The sequence below is a fragment of the Pinisolibacter sp. DMC100 genome (assembly GCF_056313705.1).
Genome location: NZ_JBQUZT010000005.1, coordinates 146,266 through 168,576 on the forward strand (window position 1 = coordinate 146,266; position 22,311 = coordinate 168,576).

The following is a 22,311-nucleotide window of genomic DNA, read 5'->3' on the forward strand; positions in this document are numbered from 1 at the left end:
AAACGGCCTCCTCTAAGAATGCCGCCGTCGGGCATGGGGGGCTTGTCCGGCGACGCTCGGGGGCGACATGCGGGGGCGGTGCGTCGGCATCGATCCGGCGTGGCCGGGCGCTCGGAACCGACCGGGAGGTCGGATCGTTCCGTATTCGGGTCCGCAGCCCTCGCGGACCGGAGCGTCGCCCGATGAATTTCGACAGTCTCGACACCCAGGACCCGGCCGCCACGATCAGCGCGGACGCCGCCGCCGATCCGTTGACGGCGGGCGGCGGCACCCTGGGCGCAGCGAAGCCCGGTACCATCCTGACGGCTCCGGGCGGCGCGCCCTGGGCGGGGCCGGAGGATCGTCTCGAAGACCTCTTCGCGGCGACGGCGCGACGTTTCGAGGCGCGCCCGGCGGTCGACACCGGCACCCGGATCTGGACCTACCGCGAGGTGGACGAGGAGGCGAACCGGCTGGCGCGGGTGCTGATGGCGCGCGGCGTGAAGCCCGGCGACCGCGTCGGACTGCTGCTCGACCGCTCGATCGAGACCTATGTCGGGCTCCTCGCGGTGCTGCGCGCCAAGGCCGCCTACGTGCCGCTCGCCACCGCCTTTCCGCCGGATCGCATCGCCTACATCCTGGCGGATTCGCAGATCGGGCTGGTGGTCTCGGTGTCGATGTTCGACGAGCGGCTGGCGACGATGGGCGTGCCCAGCCTGACGATCGACACGATCGGCGAGGAGATCGCGGCGCAGTCGCCGCTGGCGCCGACGGTCGAGGAGACCGGGCCGGTCGAAGACACCGTCTGCTACATCCTCTACACCTCGGGCACGACCGGCAATCCGAAGGGCGTGGTGATCGAGCATCCCTCGATCTGCAACTTCGTCCGGGTGGCGGCGGCGACCTACGGCTATCGCCCGGACGACCGCGTCTATCAGGGCATGACCGTCGCCTTCGACTTCTCGGTCGAGGAGACCTGGGCGCCCTTCATGGCGGGCTGCACCATCGTGCCGGGTCCGGCGGGGACGACGCTGCTCGGCGAGGAACTCGCGGATTATCTGCGCTCCCGCGCCATCACCTTCATCGCCTGTTCGCCGACGCTCCTGTCGACGATCGAGAGCGACGTGCCGCTGCTGCGCATCCTGCTGGTCGGCGGCGAGGCCTGTCCGCACAATCTCGTCGTGCGCTGGTATCGCACCGGCCGGCGCATCCTCAATTCCTACGGACCGACCGAGGCGACCGTCACCGCGACGCTGACCGAACTCGTCCCCGACAAGCCGGTGACGATCGGCACGCCGCTGCCCTCCTACGCGGCGGTGATCCTGCATCCGACCGAGCCGATGCTGATGCCCGACGGCGAGCAGGGCGAGATCGGCCTCGCCGGCATCTGCCTAGCGCGGGGCTATCTCAACCGCCCGGATCTGACGGCGCAGAAGTTCATCCCCGACTTCGCCGGCGTCCCGCACAATCCGTCGGCGCGGATCTATCGCACCGGCGACCTCGGCCGCATCAACGCCGAGGGCGAGATCGAGTATCAGGGCCGCATCGACACCCAGGTGAAGATCCGCGGCCACCGCATCGAACTGGGCGAGATCGAATCCGTCCTGCTCGATCATCCGAAGGTGGCGCAGGCGGCGGTCACGACCTTCGAGCCGGTCCCCGGTCAGGTCGAACTCGTCGGCTATTTCGCGCCCAAGACCGGCCTCGAGAAGCCGACGAAACAGGACCTCGTGCACGCGCTCAAGGCGCGGCTGCCCGACTACATGGTGCCGGCCTTCCTCGAGGAACTCGACGTCATCCCGATGACCGTCTCCAACAAGGCCGACCACCGTCGCCTGCCGCCGCCCAAGGGGGCGCGTCTGACGTCGGAACGGCCGATGGTCGCGCCCTCGACGCCGACGCAAGAAAAGCTCGCCGCGGTGATCGCCGAGGTGCTCCGGCTCGAGGCGGTGTCGGTCGAGGATCACTTCTTCGACGAACTCGGCGCCAACTCGCTGCTGATGGCGCGGGTGACGGCGAAGCTCCGGGCGCTCGCCGATCTGCCGCCGCTGTCGATGCGCGACGTCTATCTCAACCCGACCGTCGCCCGTCTCGCCGCCCATGTCGACGCGCTCGGGCGCGAGGGCGACATCGCCGAGGTCGAGGAGGCGTTCCACACGCCGTCGGTCCTCTCCTACTGGACCTGCGGCGCGCTGCAGCTCGGCTTCTACCTCGCCTACGGCTGGCTGATGGCCTGGGCGGCCGACATCGGGCTCGAGTGGATCTATGACGTCTACGAACAGCTGCCGGTGCTCTACATGCGGGCGGTGCTGGTGTCACTGGGCGGCTTCTTCGGCCTCACGGCCCTGTCGATCGCGCTCAAATGGGCGCTGATCGGGCGCTGGAAGGCGGAGAAGATCCCGATCTGGTCGCTCGCCTATTTCCGCTTCTGGGTGGTCGCCACCATGACGCGGCTGGCGCCGGTGACGATCTTCCGCGGCAGCCCGCTCTATTCGGTCTATCTCCAGCTGCTCGGCGCCAAGATCGGCCGCAACGTCGTGCTCGAGTGCCGCACCGTGCCGGTGTGCACCGACATGATCTCGATCGGCGACGACACGATCCTGCGCAAGGAGGTCGTGCTGCTCGGCTATCGCGGCCAGTCGAACTTCATCCACGTCGGGCCGATCACCATCGGTGCCAACGCCTTCGTCGGCGAGGCGAGCGTGCTCGACATCCACACCGAGATCGGCGACGGCGCCCAGCTCGGCCATGCCTCGTGCCTGCAGTCGGGTCAGTCGATCCCGGCGGGCGGGCGCGCCCACGGCGTGCCGGCGGTGCCGACCACGGCCGACTACTGCCCGATCGAGAGCGTACCGAGCACGCTCCTGCAGCGCACGGTGTTCGAGGCGTTCCAGCTCTTCCTGCTGGTCGCGGTGATGATGCCGACGCCGCTGCTCGCGCTGTCGTGGTGGGAGCACCTCGCCGAGAACAGCGACGCCAATCTGTCGGCCTCGGTGTTCTGGGCGTCGCTGGCGGTGGTGTTCGGCTCGCTCGCCGGCTCCTTCGTGGTGGCGACGGTCGTGCCGCGGCTCGTCCGGCCGTTCCTGGTGCCGGGCAGGGTCTACTCGCTCTACGGCATCCACCATCTGGCGCAGACGCTGGTGTCGTCGGTCTCCAATTCGCGGATCCTGAACCTGCTGTTCGGCGACAGCTCGGCCGTCGTCCACTACATCCGCGCCATCGGCTGGAAGCTCGGCAAGGTCGAGCAGACCGGCTCGAACATGGGCACCAACCAGATCCACGACAATCCGCTGTTCTGCGAGATCGGCGCCGGCACGATGGTCTCCGACGGCCTGTCGCTGATCAACCTGCACAAGTCGGCGTCGTCCTTCTGCGTGCTGCCGACCAGGGTCGGCGATCGCAACTATCTCGGCAACGACATCCACTATCCGCCCGAGGGCAAGACCGGCGCCAACGTGCTGCTCGCCACCAAGGTGATGATCCCGATCGACGGACCCGTGCGCGAGAACGTCGGCCTGCTCGGCGCGCCGGCCTTCGAGATCCCGCGCATGGTCGACAGCGACAAGGCGCTGATCGGCGCCATCGACGAGGCGACCCGTCTCAAGCGTCTCTCGCGCAAGAACCGGCACAACTTCGCGACTATCCTGATGTTCCTGGCGAGCCACTGGTTCGTGGTGTGGGCGTCGCTGGTGATGTGGGACTACGTGCTCGACTGGTACTACGACATCGGCGTCGTCGCGCTGTGGGTCGGTTCGGGTGTCGACTTCCTGGCGATGGTGCTGTTCTACACGCTGGTCGAGCGGCTGAGCCTGTGGTTCCGGCCGCTCGCGCCGAAGATCGCGACGATCTACGATCCCTATTTCTGGAGCCACGAGCGGCACTGGAAACTGTCGGACTCGCCGGTGCCGCGGCTCTTCGCCGGCACGCCCTTCCGCTCGCTGGTGCTGCGCATGCTCGGCATGAAGGTCGGGCGCATGGTGTGGGACGGTGGCGCCATCACCACCGAGCGCACGCTGGTCGAGGTCGGCGACTACGCCAATCTCAACTTCGTCGCCATCATGCAGGCCCACTCGCTCGAGGAGGGCGCCTTCAAGTCCGACCGCATCCGCATCGGGCGCGGCGCCACGCTGGCGCCGGCGGCCTTCGTCCACTACGGCACGACGGTCGGCGAGCGGGCCGTGGTGGAGCCCGACAGCTTCCTGATGAAGGGCGAGGCGATCGGCGACTACGAGGTCTGGGGCGGCAACCCCGCCAAGCCGCAGCGCCGCATCGCGCGGCCCGCGGCCGAGGTGCCGGGCGAGGCGTCGAAGGAGGCGTGATGGGCGAGGGGCGCATCGTCGTCGAACCGGTCCGGGCGGCCGATCGCGCCGCGCTGGAGGCGCTTTCGACCGCCGAGGCACAGGCCGACTGGGTCGCCACCAACGCCGAATCCCTCGCCGAGGCCGAACACGACGCGGATGCCCGGCCGCGGGCGATCCGGGCGGGCGATCGGCTGGTCGGCTTCCTGATGTACGAGGCGCCGGAAGCCTCCGGCACCGCCAAGATCTACCGCTTCATGATCGATCGCGCCGCTCAAGGGCAGGGCCACGGGCGGCGGGCGCTCGCCGCGGTCCTCACTGAAATATCGGGACTCGCCCATGTTCGGCGCGTCGAAATCTGCTACATGCCCGACAACGAGGCGGCACGGCGGCTCTACGCGTCGGCCGGCTTCGTCGAGACCGGACTGGACGAGGACGGCGAACAGATCGCCGTGCTGGATCTCGCCGGCGCGGACCGGCGGGAGACGCGATGAGGCGTATCGATCAGTTGTCCCGGGCACTCGGCGCGATCGCGCCGGCCGGTGTCTCGATCGCCGCGGGCACCATCGACATCGACGATTCGCGATTTCTGCATGCCGACGAGAGGCGCGCCTTCGACGGCGCCAACGCGGCGCGGCTGGCGGCCGGCGGTGCGGTGCGGGCGCTGGCGCGCGAGCTGCTCTCGGTCCACGGCGTGGCGGCGCCGGTGATCGGCCGCACGCCCTTCGGCGCGCCGGTCTGGCCGAAGGGCATGGTCGGGTCGCTCGCCCACGACGAGAGCACCGCGGTCGCGGCGATCGCGCGGGCCGACCGCATCGGCCTCCTCGGCATCGACGCCGAACCGGCCGAGCCGCTGCCGGAAGAGGTGTGGGATCTGGTGCTCGATCCGCGCGACCGCTGGCGTGACGCGCTGTTCAAGGCGCCCGATCGCATCGCCTTCTGCGCCAAGGAGGCGGTCTACAAGGCGGTGCATCCGGTGATCGGGCGGGTGCTCGACTACGAGGACATCCGCGTCGACCTGCCCTCGCTCGCCGCCTGGACGGCGAGCGGGCACCGGCTGTCGCTGCGCGTCCACGAGAGCACGGAGATCGTGGTGATCGCCTTCGCCGAGGCCGACGTCAGCGGGCGTTGAGGTCGAGGCGGCGGATCGCCTTCATGGTGGCGACGTCGACGATCAGCACGGTGGCGCCCTTCGGGCCTTCCATGGTGACGAGGAGGCGGTCGCCCTCGAGCCGCGACGACGTCACTTTCGCGCCCTCGGGCAGCGGCAATTCGGCGACGACGGGGTGATCGGCGACGGCGGGCTTCACATCGACGCGGGTGACGCGATAGAAGATCGCGGCGAAGACGGCGACGAAGCCGACCACCATCACCAGCGTCGAGCCCATCAAGAGCCTCTTGAGCCTCGCCTGCAGGCGGAGCTGGGCGGCGTCGAGGGGCTTTTCTTCGTCTTCGAAATTCGGATTGGTCATCGACGCGAGGTCTCGGGCATGACGAGGGAAACTAGACGAGAGCGGTTGGCGCGTCGCGCCGCCGAGCTCGCGGCCGATGCCGCCGGACTTCTCGACGTCGATCCGACCGTCGCGGCGACGGACGATCTCGACGAGGTCGAGGAAGAGGCGACCGAAGCACCCGGTGCCGGACCCATCGCGATCACGATCGAGGCGGATGCCCCGGCCGAGCGTCTCGACGCGGCACTGGCGCGGCGTATCCCGTCCCTGTCGCGGTCGCGGCTGAAGAGCCTGATCGGCGAGGGCCGGGTCACGCTCGGCGGCGCGACCGTAACCGACGCCTCGCGCAAGATCAACGCGGGCGCCGTCGTGGTGGTCGATCTGCCGGCGCCCAAGGCCGCCGCCCCCGAGCCGGAAGACATTCCGCTCGACATCGTCCACGAGGACGACGAGGTGGTGGTGCTGGTGAAGCCCGCGGGGCTCGTCGTCCATCCCGGTGCGGGCAATTCCACCGGCACGCTGGTCAACGCGCTGCTCCATCATTGTGCGGGCTCGCTCTCCGGCATCGGTGGGGTGGAGCGGCCGGGCATCGTCCATCGTCTCGACAAGGACACGTCGGGGCTGATGGTGGTGGCCAAGACCGACCGCGCCCACAAGTCGCTCGCCGCGCAGTTCGCCGACCACGGCCGCACCGGGCCGCTGGAGCGCGCCTATCACGCGGTGATCTGGGGCGTGCCGAAATACACCGAGGGCACCATCACCACGCAGATCGGCCGCGATCCGCGCAATCGGCAGGCGATGGCGGCGGTGAAGACCGGCGGGCGCGAGGCGATCACCCATTTCAAGGTGCTCGAGGTCTTCGGCAGCCCGCGGCCCGGCGCCAAGGTGCGCGAGGCGGAGGCGGGACCGGTGGCGAGCCTGGTCGAATGCGTGCTGGAGACCGGCCGCACCCACCAGATCCGCGTCCACATGGCCGAGATCGGCCATCCGCTGCTCGGCGACGATCTCTACGGCTCGGGCTTCCGCACCAAGATCGAGAAGCTGGAGCGCATCGCACCCGACGCCGCGGAAGCGCTGAAGGCGCTCGGCCGGCAGGCGCTGCACGCCCATCTCATCGCCTTCGCCCACCCCGCCAACAAGCGCAAGGTGATGCGCTTCGACGAGGATTGGCCGGAGGACATGGACCGGCTGATCGAGGCGCTCCGGGCGCTCGCTTGAGGCGAGCCGCTCGCGCGTTCCTGACGTTCACGTGAACGACCGTGGCCCGAAAGCCGTCGCAATTTTGCCGAAGGTTGCATTATGATCACGGTCTCGGCACGCCCGGATCACGGGGTGCCGTCCGCGCGGCTCGCCGATGGTCGGGGGCGGCGCAAGGGGTTCGACCCCGCCACGGATGAAAGGGCGCTGAACGCATGGCCCAGGCTTCTCTCCCCGCGCTCGCCTCGCTCGAAGGCGGCCTCTCTCGCTATCTCGACGAAATTCGTCGCTTCCCCATGCTGCAGCCGCAGGAGGAGTACATGCTCGCCAAGCGTTGGCGCGAGCATCAGGACCCTTCCGCGGCCGAACGGCTCGTCACCTCGCACCTGCGCCTCGTCGCCAAGATCGCGATGGGCTATCGCGGCTACGGCCTGCCGATCGCCGAGGTGATCTCCGAGGGCAACGTCGGCCTGATGCAGGCGGTCAAGCGCTTCGAGCCGGAGAAGGGCTTCCGCCTCGCCACCTACGCCATGTGGTGGATCAAGGCGGCGATCCAGGAATACATCCTGCGTTCGTGGTCGCTGGTGAAGATGGGCACGACCGCCAACCAGAAGCGGCTCTTCTTCAACCTGCGTCGCGTCAAGAGCCAGATCTCGGCGCTGGACGAGGGCGATCTCAAGCCCGATCAGGTCAAGCACATCGCCACCAAGCTCGGCGTCAGCGAGGAAGAGGTCGTCTCGATGAACCGGCGGCTGGGCGGCGACGCCTCGCTCAACGCGCCGGTCCGGGCCGACGAAGAGGGTGCCGAGTGGCAGGACTGGCTGGTCGACCACGCCGAGACCCAGGAGACCGTGCTCGCCGACCGTCAGGAACTCGACGGCCGCAAGGCGCTGCTCGCCGATGCGCTGGGCGTGCTCAACGAGCGCGAACGCCGCATCTTCGAGGCGCGGCGTCTGGCCGAAGATCCGATCACGCTCGAGGAACTGTCGGTCGAATTCGGCATCAGCCGCGAGCGTGTCCGCCAGATCGAGGTCCGCGCCTTCGAGAAGGTGCAGGACGCGGTCATGAAGGGCGCGCAGGCGAAGGCCCTGCCGGCGGCGTGATGCGGCGGGCAGACCGCCTCTTCGGTTGACACGACGGCGCTTCCTCGGCATCTCGAAGACCCGCGCCGGGATCGTCCGCGCGCGACCCGTCATTCCCGAGACCGCACCCCATGTCCTCCCACGCCGCGGCCCCCTCCGCCGATCCCGTCTCCCGTCGTCGCACCTTCGCGATCATCTCGCACCCGGACGCCGGCAAGACCACGCTGACCGAGAAGCTGCTGCTGTTCGGCGGTGCGATCCAGCTCGCCGGTCAGGTGCGCGCCAAGGGCGATCGGCGTCAGACCCGGTCGGACTGGATGGGCATCGAGAAGGAGCGCGGCATCTCGGTGATGACCTCGGTCATGACCTTCGAGTACCGCGACTGGGTGTTCAATCTGCTCGACACGCCCGGCCACGAGGACTTCTCGGAAGACACCTATCGCACGCTGACCGCGGTCGACGCCGCCGTCATGGTGCTCGATGCCGCCAAGGGCGTCGAGGCGCGGACGCTGAAGCTCGTCGAGGTCTGCCGCCTGCGCGACATTCCGATCGTCACCTTCGTCAACAAGTGCGACCGCGACACGATGGATCCGTTCGAGCTGCTCGACGACATCGAGAACTCGCTCGCGCTCGACACCACGCCCAAGACCTGGCCGATCGGCCGTGGCCGGGCCTTCGCCGGCACCTACGATCTCGACGACAACACCATCCGCCTGAAGGATGCCGAGGCCTCGATCCCGGTCTCGGGTCCCGACGATCCGCGGATCGAGGCGCTGCTGCCGCCGCAGGACTTCGCCCAGTTCAAGGACGAGGTCGAGCTGGCGCAGGGCGCGTCCAAGCCCTTCGTCGCCCAGTCCTTCCTCGAAGGCCACATGACGCCGGTCTATTTCGGCTCGGCGCTCAAGGACACCGGCGTGCAGGACCTGATCGACGCGCTCGGCAAGTTCGCACCCAGCCCGCGCGAGCAGCGGGCCGCGACCCGCGTCGTCGAGGCGGGCGAGGCGAAGATGACCGGCTTCGTCTTCAAGATCCAGGCGAACATGGACCCGAACCATCGCGACCGCATCGCCTTCATGCGCGTGTGTTCGGGCCGGCTCCAGCGCGGCATGAAGGCGAAGCTGGTGCGCACCGGCAAGCTGATCGGCCTCACCGCGCCGCAGTTCTTCTTTGCCCAGGACCGTTCGATCGCCGACGAGGCCTTCGCCGGCGACATCGTCGGCATCCCGAACCACGGCACGCTGCGCATCGGCGACACGATGACGGAGGGCGAGGACCTGACATTCCGCGGCGTGCCGAGCTTCGCGCCGGAAATCCTGCGCCGCGTCCGTGTCGGCGATGCGATGAAGGCGAAGAAGCTGAAGGAAGCCCTGCAGCAGATGGCCGAGGAGGGCGTCGTGCAGGTGTTCCAGCCGCGCGACGGCTCGCAGCCGATCGTCGGCGTGGTCGGCAATCTCCAGCTCGACGTGCTGAAGGAGCGGCTCGCCGCCGAGTACGGGCTCGAGATCTCGTTCGAGACGACGCGCTTCTCGGTCGCCCGTTGGGTGACGAGCGAGGATCCGGACAAGATCGAGGAATTCTCGCGCCGCGACAGCTCGGCCAACTGCACCGACCTCGACGGCGATCCGGTGCATCTCGCCACCTCGACCTTCGCGTTGAAATACGAGGAGGATCGCTGGGACATGCTGCGCTTCACCGACGTCAAGGACTATCAGAAGGGCTGATCCGGCGACGGATCGTCAACGCGGTGGAGACGCGATTCACGCGAAGTTCAATGGAATCGTTCTCATGATCGTGCGATCGAAACCCGTCTTCCCGCCGCACCGTCCGCGGCAACTTCACGAGGATCCGACCGTATGATCAAGCTTCGTACCGCCGTGCTCGCCGGTGCCGTCCTGGCCGCCGCCGCCGGTATCGCCAATGCCGATGCCCTCTCCGATCGCCAGACCATCCTCAAGGGCTGGGGCGACGCGACGCGTCCGGTCGGCGGTATGCTGAAGGGCGAGGCGCCCTTCGATCTCGCCAAGGTGCAGGCCGCGCTCGACGCCTATGTCGCCGGTACCGAGAAGCTGCCGGGCCTCTTCCCGGACAATTCCAAGACCGGCAAGACCGAAGCTTCGCCGAAGATCTGGGAAGAGAAGGCCAAGTTCGAGGCGATCTTCGCCAAGCTCGGCGCCGACGCCAAGGCGGCCAAGGTCGCCATCACCGACGAGGCCTCGTTCAAGGCCAACATCGGCAAGGTGCTGGGCAACTGCAAGGCCTGCCACGACAACTACCGCGAGAAGAAGTGAGCCTCGCCATGACCGACGCCGCCGCTGCCACGCAGCCCGAGGTTCTCGCCTGGGACGGGCCGACGCGCCTGTTCAAGTGGGCACTGGTTCTGGCGGTGGCGAGCGGATGGGCGTCCGACAAGCTGGGCGGGGGCAACCCCGTCTGGCACGTCTGGAACGGCTATTTCGTCCTCGTCCTCGTCGTCTTCCGCCTGCTCTGGGGCGTGGTCGGCGGGTCGACGTCGCGCTTCGCCAATTTCCTGCGCTCGCCGATCGCCGCCCTCCGTTACGGGTTCGACCTCCTGCGCGGGCGCGAGGCGCACTATCTCGGCCACAACCCGATCGGCGGCTGGATGGTCATGGCTCTGATCGGCCTGCCGGCCCTGATGGGGCTCTCCGGTCTCTTCAACGCCGACGACGATCGGCTGATCGTCGAGGGGCCCTTCGCGGCCGGGCTCTCCGACAGGGCGGTGCACATCGCCCATCGCATCCACAGCTACGCCTTCGATCTCCTGATGATCGCGGTGGTGCTCCATGTCGCGGCGGTGGCCTTCCACGCCGTGGTCAGGAAGGAGCGGCTGGTGCCGGCGATGGCGACGGGCAGGAAGCCGGCGCGCGACTATGCCGACGAAGCCCGCGCGACGCCCGGATCGATCGTCGCGGCGATCGTCTGTTTCGCGGTCGCCGTCGCGGTGGTGTGGGGCGGCGTGCAGCTCTTCCGCTGATCCGGCGTCACGGATCCGAAATGCGAACGGGGGCCGAAGGGCCCCCGTCGTCGTTTCTGCCTGCGGTCGGTCTCAGGACGGATGCGACTCGAGGAACTCCTCGACCTCGGCGCGGGTCGGCACGCCGGCACGGCCACCGAAGCGCGAGCACTTGATGGCGGCCACCGCGGAGGCGAAGCGGAAGGCGTCGGGTTCCGGCATCTTCTCGGCGAGCGCCAGGGCGAAGGAGCCGTGGAACGTGTCGCCGGCACCCAGCGTGTCGACGGCATGGACCGGGAAGGACTGGAGGCGGCGGATGCGGTCGCCCTCGAGCCACATGACACCGCCCGAGCCGAGCGTCACGGCGAGGAAGGCGTCGGTCATCTTGGCGATGGCGAGCAGGCCCTTGGTCGGGTCGGAGATGCCGGAGGTGCCGCGCAGGCCCGGCGTGCCGAAGACCACGTGGGAGGCCGCCTGCAGCATCTGCGGCGCGTCGCCCTCGGCGCGGTCGCCGTCGAGCACGCCCGGAATGCCGCGACGTTTGGCCGCCTCGAGCAGCGGCACGGCGATCGAGGGGTAACGATCGTCGGTCATCACCGCGTCGACGTCGGCGACCAGCCGTTCGGCCTCCTCGTCGGTGATCTCGGGGGGCGCGACGTGCGGCGGGTGCCAGGTCAGGATGGTGCGCTCGCCGTCGCCGTCGACGATCGCCGAGCAGACCGGCGATTCGCGGCCGGGAATACGCAGGATCTTGGAGGTGTCGACGCCCTCGGCCTTGAGGCCGCGGATGATCATCTCGCCGATCAGGTCGTCGCCGAGCGGCGCCAGCACCTGACCCTTGCCGCCGAGGCGCACCACGGCGACCGCCGCGTTGGCGCCGGAGCCGCCGCCGATCGAGGTGAAGTCCTTGGCGCGGCCCTTGGTGCCGCGAGCGGGCGCGGCGTCGAAGCGGTAGATGAAGTCCTGCACGGCGGCGCCGGCGACGAGTACGGTGGGCATGACGGATCTCACTTCTCTTTCGGCAAGAAATTTCTACCACGCCGAATGTTGAGATTTCGAGATGGACGGATTCCCGTCGGGAGCGTTGCGTATGTGACTTTCGTAGGGGTCAGATGGGTTCGCGACGCCGGAAGCGCAGGCCCTGCTTGCGCGCCACCGACGAGGCCAGCGGCGACTGTGCGGCGGCGTCGGAGAGCTCCTTGCGGAAGACGTCGCGCTTCTCGTGGATCGAGGCGATGACCGGCCCCATGGCGACGCCGAGGCCGACGAGCGCGGCCTCGGAGAGCTGCAGGCTCGCCTCGATCGTCTCGGGGACGACGTCGGTGACGCCCTTGCGATAGAGCCGGCGGGCGTGGGCGGCGTCGCGGGCACGCACCATCAGCGGCACGTCGGGGCGCAGCGTCTTGACCGCCTCGACGATGGCGTCGACGGCGGCCGGGTTGTCGACCGTGACGACGACGGCGGCGGCCTCGGCGATGCCGCAGGCGCGCAGGAAGAGCAGATTGGTGACGTCGCCGTAGTAGACCGGGCGATCGGCGTTGCGACCTTCGGCGACGTTGGCGGCGTCGAGGTCGGCGGCGATCCATTTGACGCCGTGCTCGTCGAGCAGGTCGGCGACGACATGGCCGACGCGGCCCCAGCCGACGATCAGGGCGCGGGCGGCGTGGTTCTCCGGCGGGGCGACGCGGGTCGCGGGATCGACAGGGGCGTGGCGGACGATGACGGTGGAGACGCGCCGTCCCGCCATGTCGAAGAAGGGGATGGCCGCCATCGACAGGCCGACGACGGCGACGACGAAGGTGGCGGTGTCGGGGGCGACGACCTTCAGCGACACGGCGAGGCCGACGACGATGAAGGCGAATTCGCCGCCCGGGCCGATCAGCAGAGCCGTCTTCACCGCGTGCGCATGATCGATGCCGAAGAGGCGGGCGCCGAGGCCGGTGACGAGGCCCTTGAGGGCGACGAGGACGACCGAGCCGGCGACGATCGACAGCGGATGGGCGACGACGTAGTCGAGGTCGACGCTCATGCCGACCGAGAAGAAGAAGACGCCGAGCAGCAGGCCCTTGAAGGGCTCGATCATCGATTCGATGGCGCGGCGGTATTCGGTCTCGGCCAGCATCAGGCCGGCGACGAAGGCGCCGAGCGCCATCGACATGCCGGCGAGTGCGGTGGCGACGCCGGTGCCGATGGCGACGAAGAGGATCGTCGCCATGAAGAGTTCGACCGACTTGGTCTCGGCCACCGCTCGGAACAGCGGACGCAGTGCGACGCGGCCGAGCAGAATGATGGCGGCGACCGAACCGATGCCCTTGATCAGCGCCAGACCGAGGCCGATCCAGACGGACTCGCCGGTATGGCCGCCGCCGAGCTGATCGACCATGAAGAGGATCGGCACGACCGCGAGGTCCTGGAACAGGAGGACCGCGAAGGCGGTGCGGCCGGTGACGGTCGCCAGCCGCTTCTGTTCTGCCAGCACCTCGATGACGACGGCGGTCGAGGACAGCGCCAGACAGGTGCCGAGCACCAGCGCGGCGGCCGGCGTCTGGCCGAACTGCAGGGCCGTGGCGCCGATCAGGAAGGCTGAGAGCAGGACCTGAAAGCCGCCGAGGCCGAAGACGAGGCGTTTCAGCGCCGACAGGCGCGCCATCGACAGTTCCAGGCCGATGACGAAGAGCAGGAAGACGACGCCGAAGTCGGCGATGTCGGCGATCTCCTCCGAGGCCTGGAGTGTGATCCAACCGATCGGCGGAAAGGTGTCCGCGAGCCGCCCGAGCCCATGGGGCCCGAGGATGGCGCCGGCCATCAGGAAGCCGAGCACCGAGCCGACCTTGAGGCGATGCATCAGCGGCACGACGACACCGGCGGTGCCGAGGACGACCAGAACGTCCTTCATCTGCGTCAGGTCGATCGCCGTGCCCGCCATGCCACTCCTCGAATCCGTCGTTTGCGAATTCTTCTCAGAATGGCCCATACGACCACACGATGAAAGCGCGACCGACGCGCTTCTCGCATGCGCGGGGTCGCGCAGGCCTCACGGCACCGGCAGGCCGTGGGCGGCGAGTTCGACGGCGAAGGCCTGGGGGGTGACGAAACGGTGCGCCTTCATGCCGAGCGCGCGGGCGGCCTCGACGTTCTCGGGCATGTCGTCGACGAAGAGGCAGGTCTCCGGCGAAAGGCGATTGCGATCGAGGAGCACGCGATAGATCGCCGGGTCGGGTTTCACCAGCTTCTCGTGGGCGGAGACGACGGTGTCGCGGAAGCCCTGCAGGAAGGGGAAGCGCTCGCGTGCCTCGGCGTATTTCTCGCGCGAGAAGTTGGTGATCGAGAAGGTCGGCACGCCCTTCGCCCGCAGATGCTCGAGCAGGGCGACGGTGCCGTCGATGGCGCCGGGCACCATGTCGTGCCAGTGCTCGTCCCAGGCGCGGATCTCGCGTTCCCATTCCGGATGGGCGGCGATCCGCTCGGCGATACCGTCGGCGAAGGAGGTGCCGCGATCGAGCTCGAGGTTCCATTCGTGCGGCAGGATCGTCGCGAGGAACCAGGCGGCGCGACCGGGTTCGGGCAGCAGGCGGCTGTAGAGCAGCGTCGGATCCCACTGGATCAGCACGCGGCCGATGTCGAAGACGACGTTGGTGACGGTCATGACACATCCGGGAAAGAAGGCCCCGGCCGGGGCGGTCGGAGCCTTCGTGGCAGTCGAAAAGGGCGAAGGCGGGGCGATCAGCGTCCGCGCTTCAGCTCCGGATGGATCGCCTTCACCAGCATCTTGTTGTCGCGGCCGATGACGTGTTCGGTCGAGCCGACGATCAGCGGATCGACGCCGGTGACGATCGAGCCGTCCTTGGACGGATAGGGCAGCGATGACAGGAAATGCTGCATGCAGTTGAGGCGGGCGCGCATCTTGTCGTTGGACTTGATGATGGTCCAGGGCGCGTCGGCGGTGTCGGTGTAGAAGAACATCGCCTCCTTGGCCTCGGTGTAGTCGTCCCACTTGTCGAGCGAGGCGCGGTCGATCGGCGACAGTTTCCACTGCTTCAGCGGATCGTGCTCGCGGGCGTCGAAACGGCGCTTCTGCTCCTCGCGGGTGACCGAGAACCAGTATTTGAACAGGCGGACGCCGGAGCGCACCAGCATGCGTTCGAACTCGGGCGCCTGCCGCATGAACTCGAGGTAGTCGTTGGGCGAGCAGAAGCCCATGACGCGCTCGACGCCGGCGCGGTTGTACCAGGAGCGGTCGAACATCACGATCTCGCCGGCGGCCGGCAGATGGGCGATGTAGCGCTGGAAGTACCACTGGGTGCGCTCGCGCTCGGTCGGCTTCTGGAGGGCGACGACGCGGGCGGTGCGCGGGTTGAGGTGCTCCATGAAGCGCTTGATCGTGCCGCCCTTGCCGGCGGCGTCGCGACCCTCGAACAGCATGACGATGCGCTCGCCGGTCTCCTCGACCCAGCGCTGGAGCTTCAGCAACTCGCGCTGGAGCTCGAGCTTGTGGGCCTCGTAGACCTTGCCGCGCATCTTGGTGGCGTAGGGGTATTCGCCGCTCTCGAAGACATGGGCGATGGCGGCCGGGTCGCGGCGCATCTCGGCGAGATGGTGGCGGGTCTCGCCGCCGTCCTTCCTGTCCTTCTTGCCCCTGGAAGCGGGGGCCTCGTCGTCGACGTCGTCGTCGGTGGCGACGGGCGCGGCTTCGACGGCCGCCGGGGCGGGGGCGGCGGGCGCCGGGGCGGGGGCCGGCGTCTCGACCGCGATCGGCACGACATCGCTCGGCGTGGCGACCGGCGTCGCCGGTGCCGCACGGGTGCGACGGCGGGGCGCCGGGCGCGGCGCCGGTTCGATCGTGGCGGGCTGCAGGGTCTCTTCGTCGACGGCGTGTTCCATGGTCATGCGCGAGGGCCCTTTCGTGCGGGCGCCGCTCCGGAGGCGGCGACGCGGTCGACGACACGCCCCATGCTCCCGTGGGCGTGCCCGCGGGACTCGGGGCTCTTTGGCGAATGTCGTCAGCCTACGCGGCAGACGCGCATCCGGCCTTGAGGCGGATCAACCGGTGGCGGTGCCGCGCACGCGGGCGGCGCCGGCGATCAGCCGGTCGAGATCGCGGAAGATCGGCGGACCATCGGGTTCGACGGTCAGGAGAGCGGAGCGCGGGACGGGGACCCAGTCGTCGGCCTCCTCGTCGATCGGCTCGGAGACGACGACGTGGCCGTCCTCGCGGGCGCGCAGGTAGAGCGTCGGCGGGAAGGCGTCGGAGGACCAGCGGAAGGCCCAGATGCGGTTGCCGTCGGAGAGGCAGGCGGCGAAACGGAAGGCATCGGCGACGCCGGCCTCGGTCTGGAAGTCGACGACGGCGCGGATGGTGGCGGCGATGGCGCCGACCGGATCGGCGTCGAGCCCCTGGCCGAGGGCGGCGAGGAACAGCGCTTCCGAATCCGTCGCACCGACGCGCCGCTCGTAGAGTTCGTCGGGGATCATCGCCTCGAGCCGGCGGCGGATCTTCTTGTGACCGCCGATCTGGCCGTTGTGCATGAAGATCCAGCGGCCGTGGACGAAGGGATGGCAGTTGACGCGGGCGACCGCGGCTTCGGTCGAGGCGCGGACATGGGCGAAGAACAGGCGCGAGCGCACCTGCGAGCAGATCGAACGCAGGTTCTCGTCCGACCACGCCGGCAGGGTCTCGCGATAGAGGCCGGGCTCGGGGCGCTCGCCGTACCAGCCGATGCCGAAGCCGTCGCCGTTGGTCGTCGTCCGGCTCTCGTGGGCGTCGAGGGCCTGATGGACGAGCGAGTGTTTCGGGCGACAGACCAGATCCTCGAGCAGGATCGGGCGACCGGCGTAGGCGAGAATGCGGCACATGGGCGGGGATCCCTCGGATGGTTCCTTCCGCATGACGATTCCACGATGGTGCAACGGGCCGAGTTAACGATTGGTCAACCATGACGCTGCGGCGCGGTCGGTGTTCCGCCTCGAGCGCCCATTGCCCGGCGTCGCGGGTGCCGCTACATAGGGCGCGACCGCGGCTTTCGGGGATTTCCCCGATGCCGCACCCGAGTTTTGCGGGGGCGACGACCCCCGCCGTTCCCTTCCGCCCTGCGAGGATGCGCGCCACATGGCCTCCTACGAGTACGTCTATTACATGCACGGCCTGACCAAGGCCTATCCCGGCGGCAAGAAGGTGCTGGAGAACATCCATCTCCAGTTCTTCCCCGACGCCAAGATCGGCGTGCTCGGCGTCAACGGCGCCGGCAAGTCGACGCTGCTCAAGATCATGGCCGGGATCGACAAGGAGTTCACCGGCGAGGCCTGGGTCGCCAAGGGCGCGACCGTCGGCTACCTCGAGCAGGAGCCGAAGCTCGACGCGGACAAGACCGTGCTCGAGAACGTCATGGTCGGCGTCGCGCCGAAGAAGGCGCTGATCGACCGCTTCAACGAGATCTCCATGCAGCTGGCGGAAGACTATTCCGACGAGCTGATGGAGGAGATGACCAGGCTCCAGGATCAGATCGACGCGCAGAACCTGTGGGATCTCGACAGCCAGGTCGAGATGGCGATGGACGCGCTGCGCTGCCCGGCGCCGGACGCCGACGTCACCAGGCTGTCGGGCGGCGAGCGCCGCCGCGTGGCGCTGTGCCGGCTGCTGCTGTCGCACCCCGACCTGCTGCTCCTCGACGAGCCGACCAACCATCTCGACGCGGAATCGGTGGCGTGGCTGGAATCGCACCTGCGCGACTACAAGGGCGCCGTGCTGATCATCACTCACGATCGCTACTTCCTCGACAACGTCACCTCGTGGATCCTCGAGCTCGATCGCGGCCGCGGCATCCCCTACGAGGGCAACTACTCCTCGTGGCTCGGTCAGAAGCAGAAGCGCCTCGAGCAGGAGGGTCGCGAGGACGCCGCCCGCCAGCGCGCGCTGGCTCGCGAATCCGAATGGATCGCGGCTTCGCCGAAGGCCCGTCAGGCCAAGTCCAAGGCGCGTATCCAGCGCTACGAGGAACTGGTCGAGCGCGCGGCGAACAAGCAGGTCGGCACGGCGGAGATCATCATTCCGGTCGCCGAGCGGCTGGGCAACAACGTCGTCGACTTCGAGGGCATCACCAAGGGCTTCGGCGATCGCCTCCTCATCGACGACCTGACCTTCAAGCTGCCGCCGGGCGGCATCGTCGGCGTGATCGGCCCGAACGGCGCCGGCAAGACGACGCTGTTCCGCATGCTGACCGGGCAGGAACAGCAGGATGCCGGCACGATCAAGATCGGCGAGAGCGTCAAGCTCGGCTACGTCGACCAGTCGCGCGACGCGCTCGACCCCAACAAGACCGTGTGGGAAGAGATCTCCGGCGGCAACGACGTGATCTATCTGGGAAAACGCGAGATCAATTCCCGCGCCTACTGCTCGACCTTCAACTTCAAGGGCGGCGACCAGCAGAAGAAGGTCGGTGTGCTCTCGGGCGGCGAGCGCAACCGCGTTCACCTCGCCAAGATGCTGAAGTCGGGCGCCAACGTCCTGCTCCTCGACGAACCGACCAACGACCTCGACGTCGACACGCTGCGGGCGCTGGAAGAGGCGCTCGAGGACTACGCCGGCTGCGCCGTGGTCATCTCGCATGACCGCTGGTTCCTCGACCGTCTGGCGACCCACATCCTCGCCTTCGAGGGCGACAGCCACGTCGAGTGGTTCGAGGGCAACTTCCAGGACTACGAGGCCGACAAGGTCCGTCGTCTGGGCGCGAGCTCCGTCGAGCCGCACCGCATCAAGTACAAGCCGCTGACGCGCTGATCGCCGTCCTCGGTACGAGAAAAAAGAGCCCGGCGAGATCGCTCTCGCCGGGCTCTTCCCATCTGAAAGCACCGCTGAAAAGGTGAAGCAAGCTCGCGCCCGCCCCGTCTCGCAATAACGCCAGGGTAGCAGAGAAACGTCGTCGCAACATTGCGTGAAATCACCGATTGCGACCTGGTTCTTGCGCATTGCGAACGGGTGTGCGGCATGCTCTCCCCTCCGTCGGGAAAACGTGCTACGCCGCCCCATCCCCGCCAATCGACCGGACCCCGACGATGACCGAACTCCTGCGCCGCCTTCCCGCCTCCTGTTGGTCGACGATCGACGGCGAACTCGCGCTCGAGGGCGTCAAGGTCTCGGCGATCGCGGCAGACGTCGGCACGCCGTTCTATCTCTATTCGGCCAAGCGCCTGCGCGAGAACTACCGTTCGCTCGCCGATGCGCTGGCGCCGCTCGGCGTCTCGGTCCACTACGCCATGAAGGCCTGCGCCAACCGGGCGGTGGTGTCGATCCTGGCGAAGGAAGGGGCGGGCGCCGACATCGTCTCGGGCGGCGAGATGACGCGCGCGTTGGCCGCCGGCATTCCGGCCGATCGGGTGGTCTTCTCCGGCGTCGGCAAGACCGATGCCGAGATCGCCCAGGCGCTGCGGACCGGCATCCACCAGATCAACGCCGAGTCCTACGAGGAACTGTGGCGGATCGACCGGATCGCCGGCGAGCTCGGGCAGGTGGCGACCGTGGTGCTGCGCGTCAATCCGGACGTCGACGCCGACACCCACGCCAAGATCACCACGGGCAAGAAGGACAACAAGTTCGGCGTCGATGCCGACCGCCTCGGCCGGCTCGACAACGAGTTGAAGGCGATGGCGAACGTCCGCCTCGTCGGTCTCGCCGTCCACATCGGTTCGCAGATCCTCAAGACCAACCCCTTCGCCGAGGCCTATGCCCGCATGGCCAAGCTGGTGCGCGAGCTGCGCGCCCGCGGCCACGCGATCGAGCGGCTCGACCTCGGCGGCGGCTTCGGCATCCCCTATCGCAACGAACACGCGCCGACGCCGGCCGAGATCGCCGAGACGATCCGCTCGACGGTGGGCGATCTGGGCTGCCGGCTCGCGGTCGAGCCGGGTCGGTCGATCGTCGCGGATGCCGGCGTGCTGGTCACCCGGGTCGAGTTCGTCAAGGAAGGCGCCGACGTCGCCTTCGCGGTGGTCGATGCCGGCATGAACGACCTGTTGCGCCCGGCGATGTACGACAGCCACCACGACATCGTGCCGGTGCGCCAGCCGAAGGATGCCGAGCGGGTCGTCTACGACGTGGTCGGGCCGATCTGCGAGAGCTCCGACACCTTCGCCAAGCGCCGCACGCTGCCGCCGCTCGATGCCGGCGATCTGGTGGTGATGGCGACGGCCGGTGCCTACGGGGCGACGATGGCGGGCACCTACAATGCCCGCGCGCTGGTGCCGGAAGTGCTGGTCGAGGACGGCCGCTTCGCCGTGGTGCGCCGCCGCGTCACGGTCGAGGAACAGCTCGGCTGGGAGACGCTGCCGGCGTGGACCGCGGGCAGCTGAGGCGCGCGGAGGCCCTTCATCCCGAGGAGCCCGGCGCAGCCGGACCTCGAAGGGTGAAAGGCCGAGTGGCAAGGCCCGTCGTGGCTTCGCGCCTCACGAGGCTCGCTCCGCTCGCACCTCAGGGTGAAGCCGAACGAAGGGACGCCGCCCTCAATCGGCGAGCGGGCCCGCCTCGCCGGTGCGGAACTGCAGGCGCGCCAGACGGGCGTAGATGCCGTCCTTCGCCACCAGCTCGTCGTGGGTGCCCTGCTCGACCACGCGGCCGCCGTCGATGACCAGGATGCGGTCGCAGGCGAGCACGGTCGCCAGCCGATGGGCGATGACCAGCGTGGTGCGGCCGACCATCAGGCGCTCGAGCGCGGTGTGGACGAGGGCCTCGCTCTCGGCGTCGAGCGCACTGGTCGCCTCGTCGAGCAGCAGGATCGGTGCGGCGCGCAGCACGGCGCGGGCGATGGCGAGGCGCTGGCGCTGACCGCCGGAGAGCGTCACACCGCGTTCGCCGACCTGGGTCGCCCAGGCCGCCGGCAGCTTCTCGACGAACTCGTCGACCAGCGCGGTGCGGGCGGCGGCGATCACTTCCTCGTCGGAGGCGTCGCGACGGCCGTAGCGGATGTTCTCCATGATCGTGTCGGCGAAGATCACCGTGTCCTGCGGCACGATGGCGATGCGGTCGCGCACGGCGGTCGGGTCGGCGGCCTTCACGTCGACGCCGTCGATCGAGACGGTGCCCGACTGCGGGTCGTAGTAGCGCTCGAGCAGATGGAAGACCGTCGACTTGCCGGCACCCGAGGGGCCGACGAGGGCGATCTTCTCGCCGGGCGAGACCGAGAGCGAGAGGTCTTCGAGGATGACGCGGTCCGGCGCGCCGGGATAGGCGAAGCGGACGGCGTCGAGCCGCACCAGGCCGGTGGCGGGCTCGGGCAGGGCGACCGGGTTCGCCGGGGCGGCGATGGTCGGCTGTTCGGCGAGGAGCTCGGAGAGCCGTTCGGCGGCACCGGCGGCCTGGGCGATCTCGCCCCAGACTTGGCTGAGCTCGCCGAGCGCGCCGGCGGCGAAGACCGAATAGAGCACGAACTGCGACAGCGTTCCGGGCGTCAGGCGGCCCTCGAGCACGTCGGTGGCGCCGATCCACAGCACCGCGACGACCGAGCCGAAGACCATGAAGATGGCGACGGCGGTGAGGAGGGCGCGGGCGCGGGTCGAGGAGCGGGCGGCCTCGAAGGCGCGGTCCACCGCGGCGGTGAAGTGGCCGACGGCGCTCTTCTCGTTGGTGAAGGCCTGGAGCGCGCGCATGGCGCCGATGCTCTCGGTGGCGAAGGCGGCGGCGTTGGCGAGCGTGTCCTGGGCGAGGCGCGAGCGGGCGCGCACCTTGCGGCCGAAGGCGACCAGCGGCAGCACGATGAAGGGAATGGCGAGCAGCACCAGCGCCGAGAGGCGGGGGCTCGTCACCACCATCATCGCCACGGCGCCGACGAAGAGGAAGAAGTTGCGCAGCGCGATCGAGGCGGAGGCACCGACGGCGGACTTGATCTGGGTGGCGTCGGCGGTCAGCCGCGAGACGATCTCGCCGGAATGCGAGCGATCCCAGAAATCGGCCGAGAGCCGCGTCACGTGTTCGAAGACATGGGCGCGCAGGTCGGAGACGATGCGCTCGCCGAGCCAGGTGACGAGGTAGTAGCGGGTGGCCGAGGCCAGCGCGAGGGCGCAGGCCAGCACCATCAGGACGGCGAAGTAGCGATCGATGAAGGCGCTGTCGGCGGCGGAGAAGCCGTGGTCGATCATGCGCCGCACGGCGAGCGGCAGGGCGAGCGTCACGCCGGCGGCGGCGACCAGCGCGCAGAGGGCGGCGAAGACGTGACCGCGGTGGCGCGCGACATAGGGCAGGAGGCTCTTCAGCGGACGCACGGAACGGCGCTTGGCCGGCTCGCTGCCGGTCTCGGAGGTGCTCGTCTTTCTCGCCACCGTGGGTCCCTCGTCGCTCGGTCGAGCCG

17 protein-coding genes are annotated in these 22,311 nt (G+C 68.9%); 10 read left to right on the forward strand and 7 right to left on the reverse strand.

All coding sequences use genetic code 11. The annotated features are described in order from the left end of the window. Nucleotides 1–182: 182 nt before the first annotated feature. Genes ACT541_RS17205 through ACT541_RS17215 form a run of 3 tightly spaced genes read left to right on the forward strand, consistent with a single transcriptional unit; the run spans nt 183 to nt 5,409 of the window. Nucleotides 183–4,298: a Pls/PosA family non-ribosomal peptide synthetase gene (locus tag ACT541_RS17205; RefSeq protein WP_476138329.1), complete on the forward strand. Its 4,116-nt coding sequence runs from the start codon at nt 183–185 to the stop codon at nt 4,296–4,298. Then, nucleotides 4,298–4,771 (forward strand): GNAT family N-acetyltransferase, encoded by a 474-nt coding sequence (locus tag ACT541_RS17210; protein WP_476138330.1) that lies wholly within the window; start codon nt 4,298–4,300, stop codon nt 4,769–4,771. Before ACT541_RS17205 ends, ACT541_RS17210 begins: the two co-directional genes overlap by 1 nt. Further along, nucleotides 4,768–5,409 carry a 4'-phosphopantetheinyl transferase family protein gene (locus tag ACT541_RS17215; RefSeq protein WP_476138331.1) on the forward strand — a complete coding sequence of 214 codons (642 nt, stop codon included), beginning with the start codon at nt 4,768–4,770 and terminating at the stop codon, nt 5,407–5,409. Before ACT541_RS17210 ends, ACT541_RS17215 begins: the two co-directional genes overlap by 4 nt. Here ACT541_RS17215 and ACT541_RS17220 read toward each other — a convergent pair. Continuing rightward, nucleotides 5,396–5,749 (reverse strand): DUF6476 family protein, encoded by a 354-nt coding sequence (locus ACT541_RS17220; RefSeq protein ID WP_476138332.1) that lies wholly within the window; start codon nt 5,747–5,749, stop codon nt 5,396–5,398. The two genes, ACT541_RS17215 and ACT541_RS17220, sit on opposite strands and share 14 nt — an antisense overlap. An 18-nt stretch (nt 5,750–5,767) precedes the next feature. Here ACT541_RS17220 and ACT541_RS17225 point away from each other — a divergent pair, with 18 nt between their 5' ends. The 5 genes from ACT541_RS17225 (at nt 5,768) to ACT541_RS17245 (ending at nt 10,999) form a co-directional block, all read left to right on the forward strand. Next, nucleotides 5,768–6,946 (forward strand): RluA family pseudouridine synthase, encoded by a 1,179-nt coding sequence (locus ACT541_RS17225; RefSeq protein WP_476138333.1) that lies wholly within the window; start codon nt 5,768–5,770, stop codon nt 6,944–6,946. A 194-nt stretch (nt 6,947–7,140) separates the two neighbouring features. Then, the gene (rpoH, locus tag ACT541_RS17230) at nt 7,141–8,028 is read left to right on the forward strand and encodes an RNA polymerase sigma factor RpoH (protein ID WP_476138334.1); all 888 of its coding nucleotides are present in this window, start codon (nt 7,141–7,143) and stop codon (nt 8,026–8,028) included. A gap of 110 nt (nt 8,029–8,138) precedes the next feature. Beyond that, nucleotides 8,139–9,728, forward strand: a complete 1,590-nt coding sequence (locus tag ACT541_RS17235; RefSeq protein WP_476138335.1) for a peptide chain release factor 3 — start codon at nt 8,139–8,141, stop codon at nt 9,726–9,728. Nucleotides 9,729–9,860: 132 nt separating this feature from the next. Next, on the forward strand, nt 9,861–10,295 hold the full coding sequence (locus ACT541_RS17240) for a c-type cytochrome (protein WP_476138336.1): 435 nt from the start codon (nt 9,861–9,863) through the stop codon (nt 10,293–10,295). Continuing rightward, nucleotides 10,292–10,999, forward strand: coding sequence for a cytochrome b/b6 domain-containing protein (locus ACT541_RS17245; RefSeq protein ID WP_476138337.1), 708 nt, complete (start codon nt 10,292–10,294; stop codon nt 10,997–10,999). Before ACT541_RS17240 ends, ACT541_RS17245 begins: the two co-directional genes overlap by 4 nt. Before the next feature lie 72 nt (nt 11,000–11,071). Here the strand turns inward: ACT541_RS17245 and ACT541_RS17250 are convergent, their stop codons facing one another. From ACT541_RS17250 to ACT541_RS17270, 5 genes are all read right to left on the reverse strand, one after another. After that, the gene (locus ACT541_RS17250; protein WP_476138338.1) at nt 11,072–11,977 is read right to left on the reverse strand and encodes a PfkB family carbohydrate kinase; all 906 of its coding nucleotides are present in this window, start codon (nt 11,975–11,977) and stop codon (nt 11,072–11,074) included. A gap of 109 nt (nt 11,978–12,086) precedes the next feature. Next, a complete protein-coding gene (locus ACT541_RS17255; protein ID WP_476138339.1) occupies nt 12,087–13,904 on the reverse strand; it encodes a cation:proton antiporter domain-containing protein in 1,818 nt (605 codons plus the stop codon). A 108-nt stretch (nt 13,905–14,012) separates the two neighbouring features. After that, entirely contained in the window at nt 14,013–14,624 is a 612-nt protein-coding gene (locus ACT541_RS17260) for an HAD family hydrolase (RefSeq protein WP_476138340.1), read from the reverse strand. A 77-nt stretch (nt 14,625–14,701) separates the two neighbouring features. After that, nucleotides 14,702–15,865, reverse strand: a complete 1,164-nt coding sequence (ppk2, locus tag ACT541_RS17265) for a polyphosphate kinase 2 (RefSeq protein ID WP_476138341.1) — start codon at nt 15,863–15,865, stop codon at nt 14,702–14,704. Between the two features lie 153 nt (nt 15,866–16,018). Then, nucleotides 16,019–16,831, reverse strand: a complete 813-nt coding sequence (locus ACT541_RS17270) for a class II glutamine amidotransferase (RefSeq protein ID WP_476138342.1) — start codon at nt 16,829–16,831, stop codon at nt 16,019–16,021. 253 nt (nt 16,832–17,084) lie between these two features. On the opposite strand from ACT541_RS17270, the gene ettA reads away from it, so the two are divergent. Together ettA and lysA are read left to right on the forward strand one after the other, a co-directional pair. Next, the gene (ettA, locus tag ACT541_RS17275; RefSeq protein WP_476138343.1) at nt 17,085–18,752 is read left to right on the forward strand and encodes an energy-dependent translational throttle protein EttA; all 1,668 of its coding nucleotides are present in this window, start codon (nt 17,085–17,087) and stop codon (nt 18,750–18,752) included. Nucleotides 18,753–19,027: 275 nt separating this feature from the next. Then, the gene (gene lysA / locus ACT541_RS17280) at nt 19,028–20,320 is read left to right on the forward strand and encodes a diaminopimelate decarboxylase (RefSeq protein WP_476138344.1); all 1,293 of its coding nucleotides are present in this window, start codon (nt 19,028–19,030) and stop codon (nt 20,318–20,320) included. 150 nt (nt 20,321–20,470) lie between these two features. Here lysA and ACT541_RS17285 read toward each other — a convergent pair whose 3' ends face one another. Then, entirely contained in the window at nt 20,471–22,282 is a 1,812-nt protein-coding gene (locus ACT541_RS17285) for an ABC transporter transmembrane domain-containing protein (RefSeq protein WP_476138345.1), read from the reverse strand. Nucleotides 22,283–22,311 lie beyond the last annotated feature (29 nt).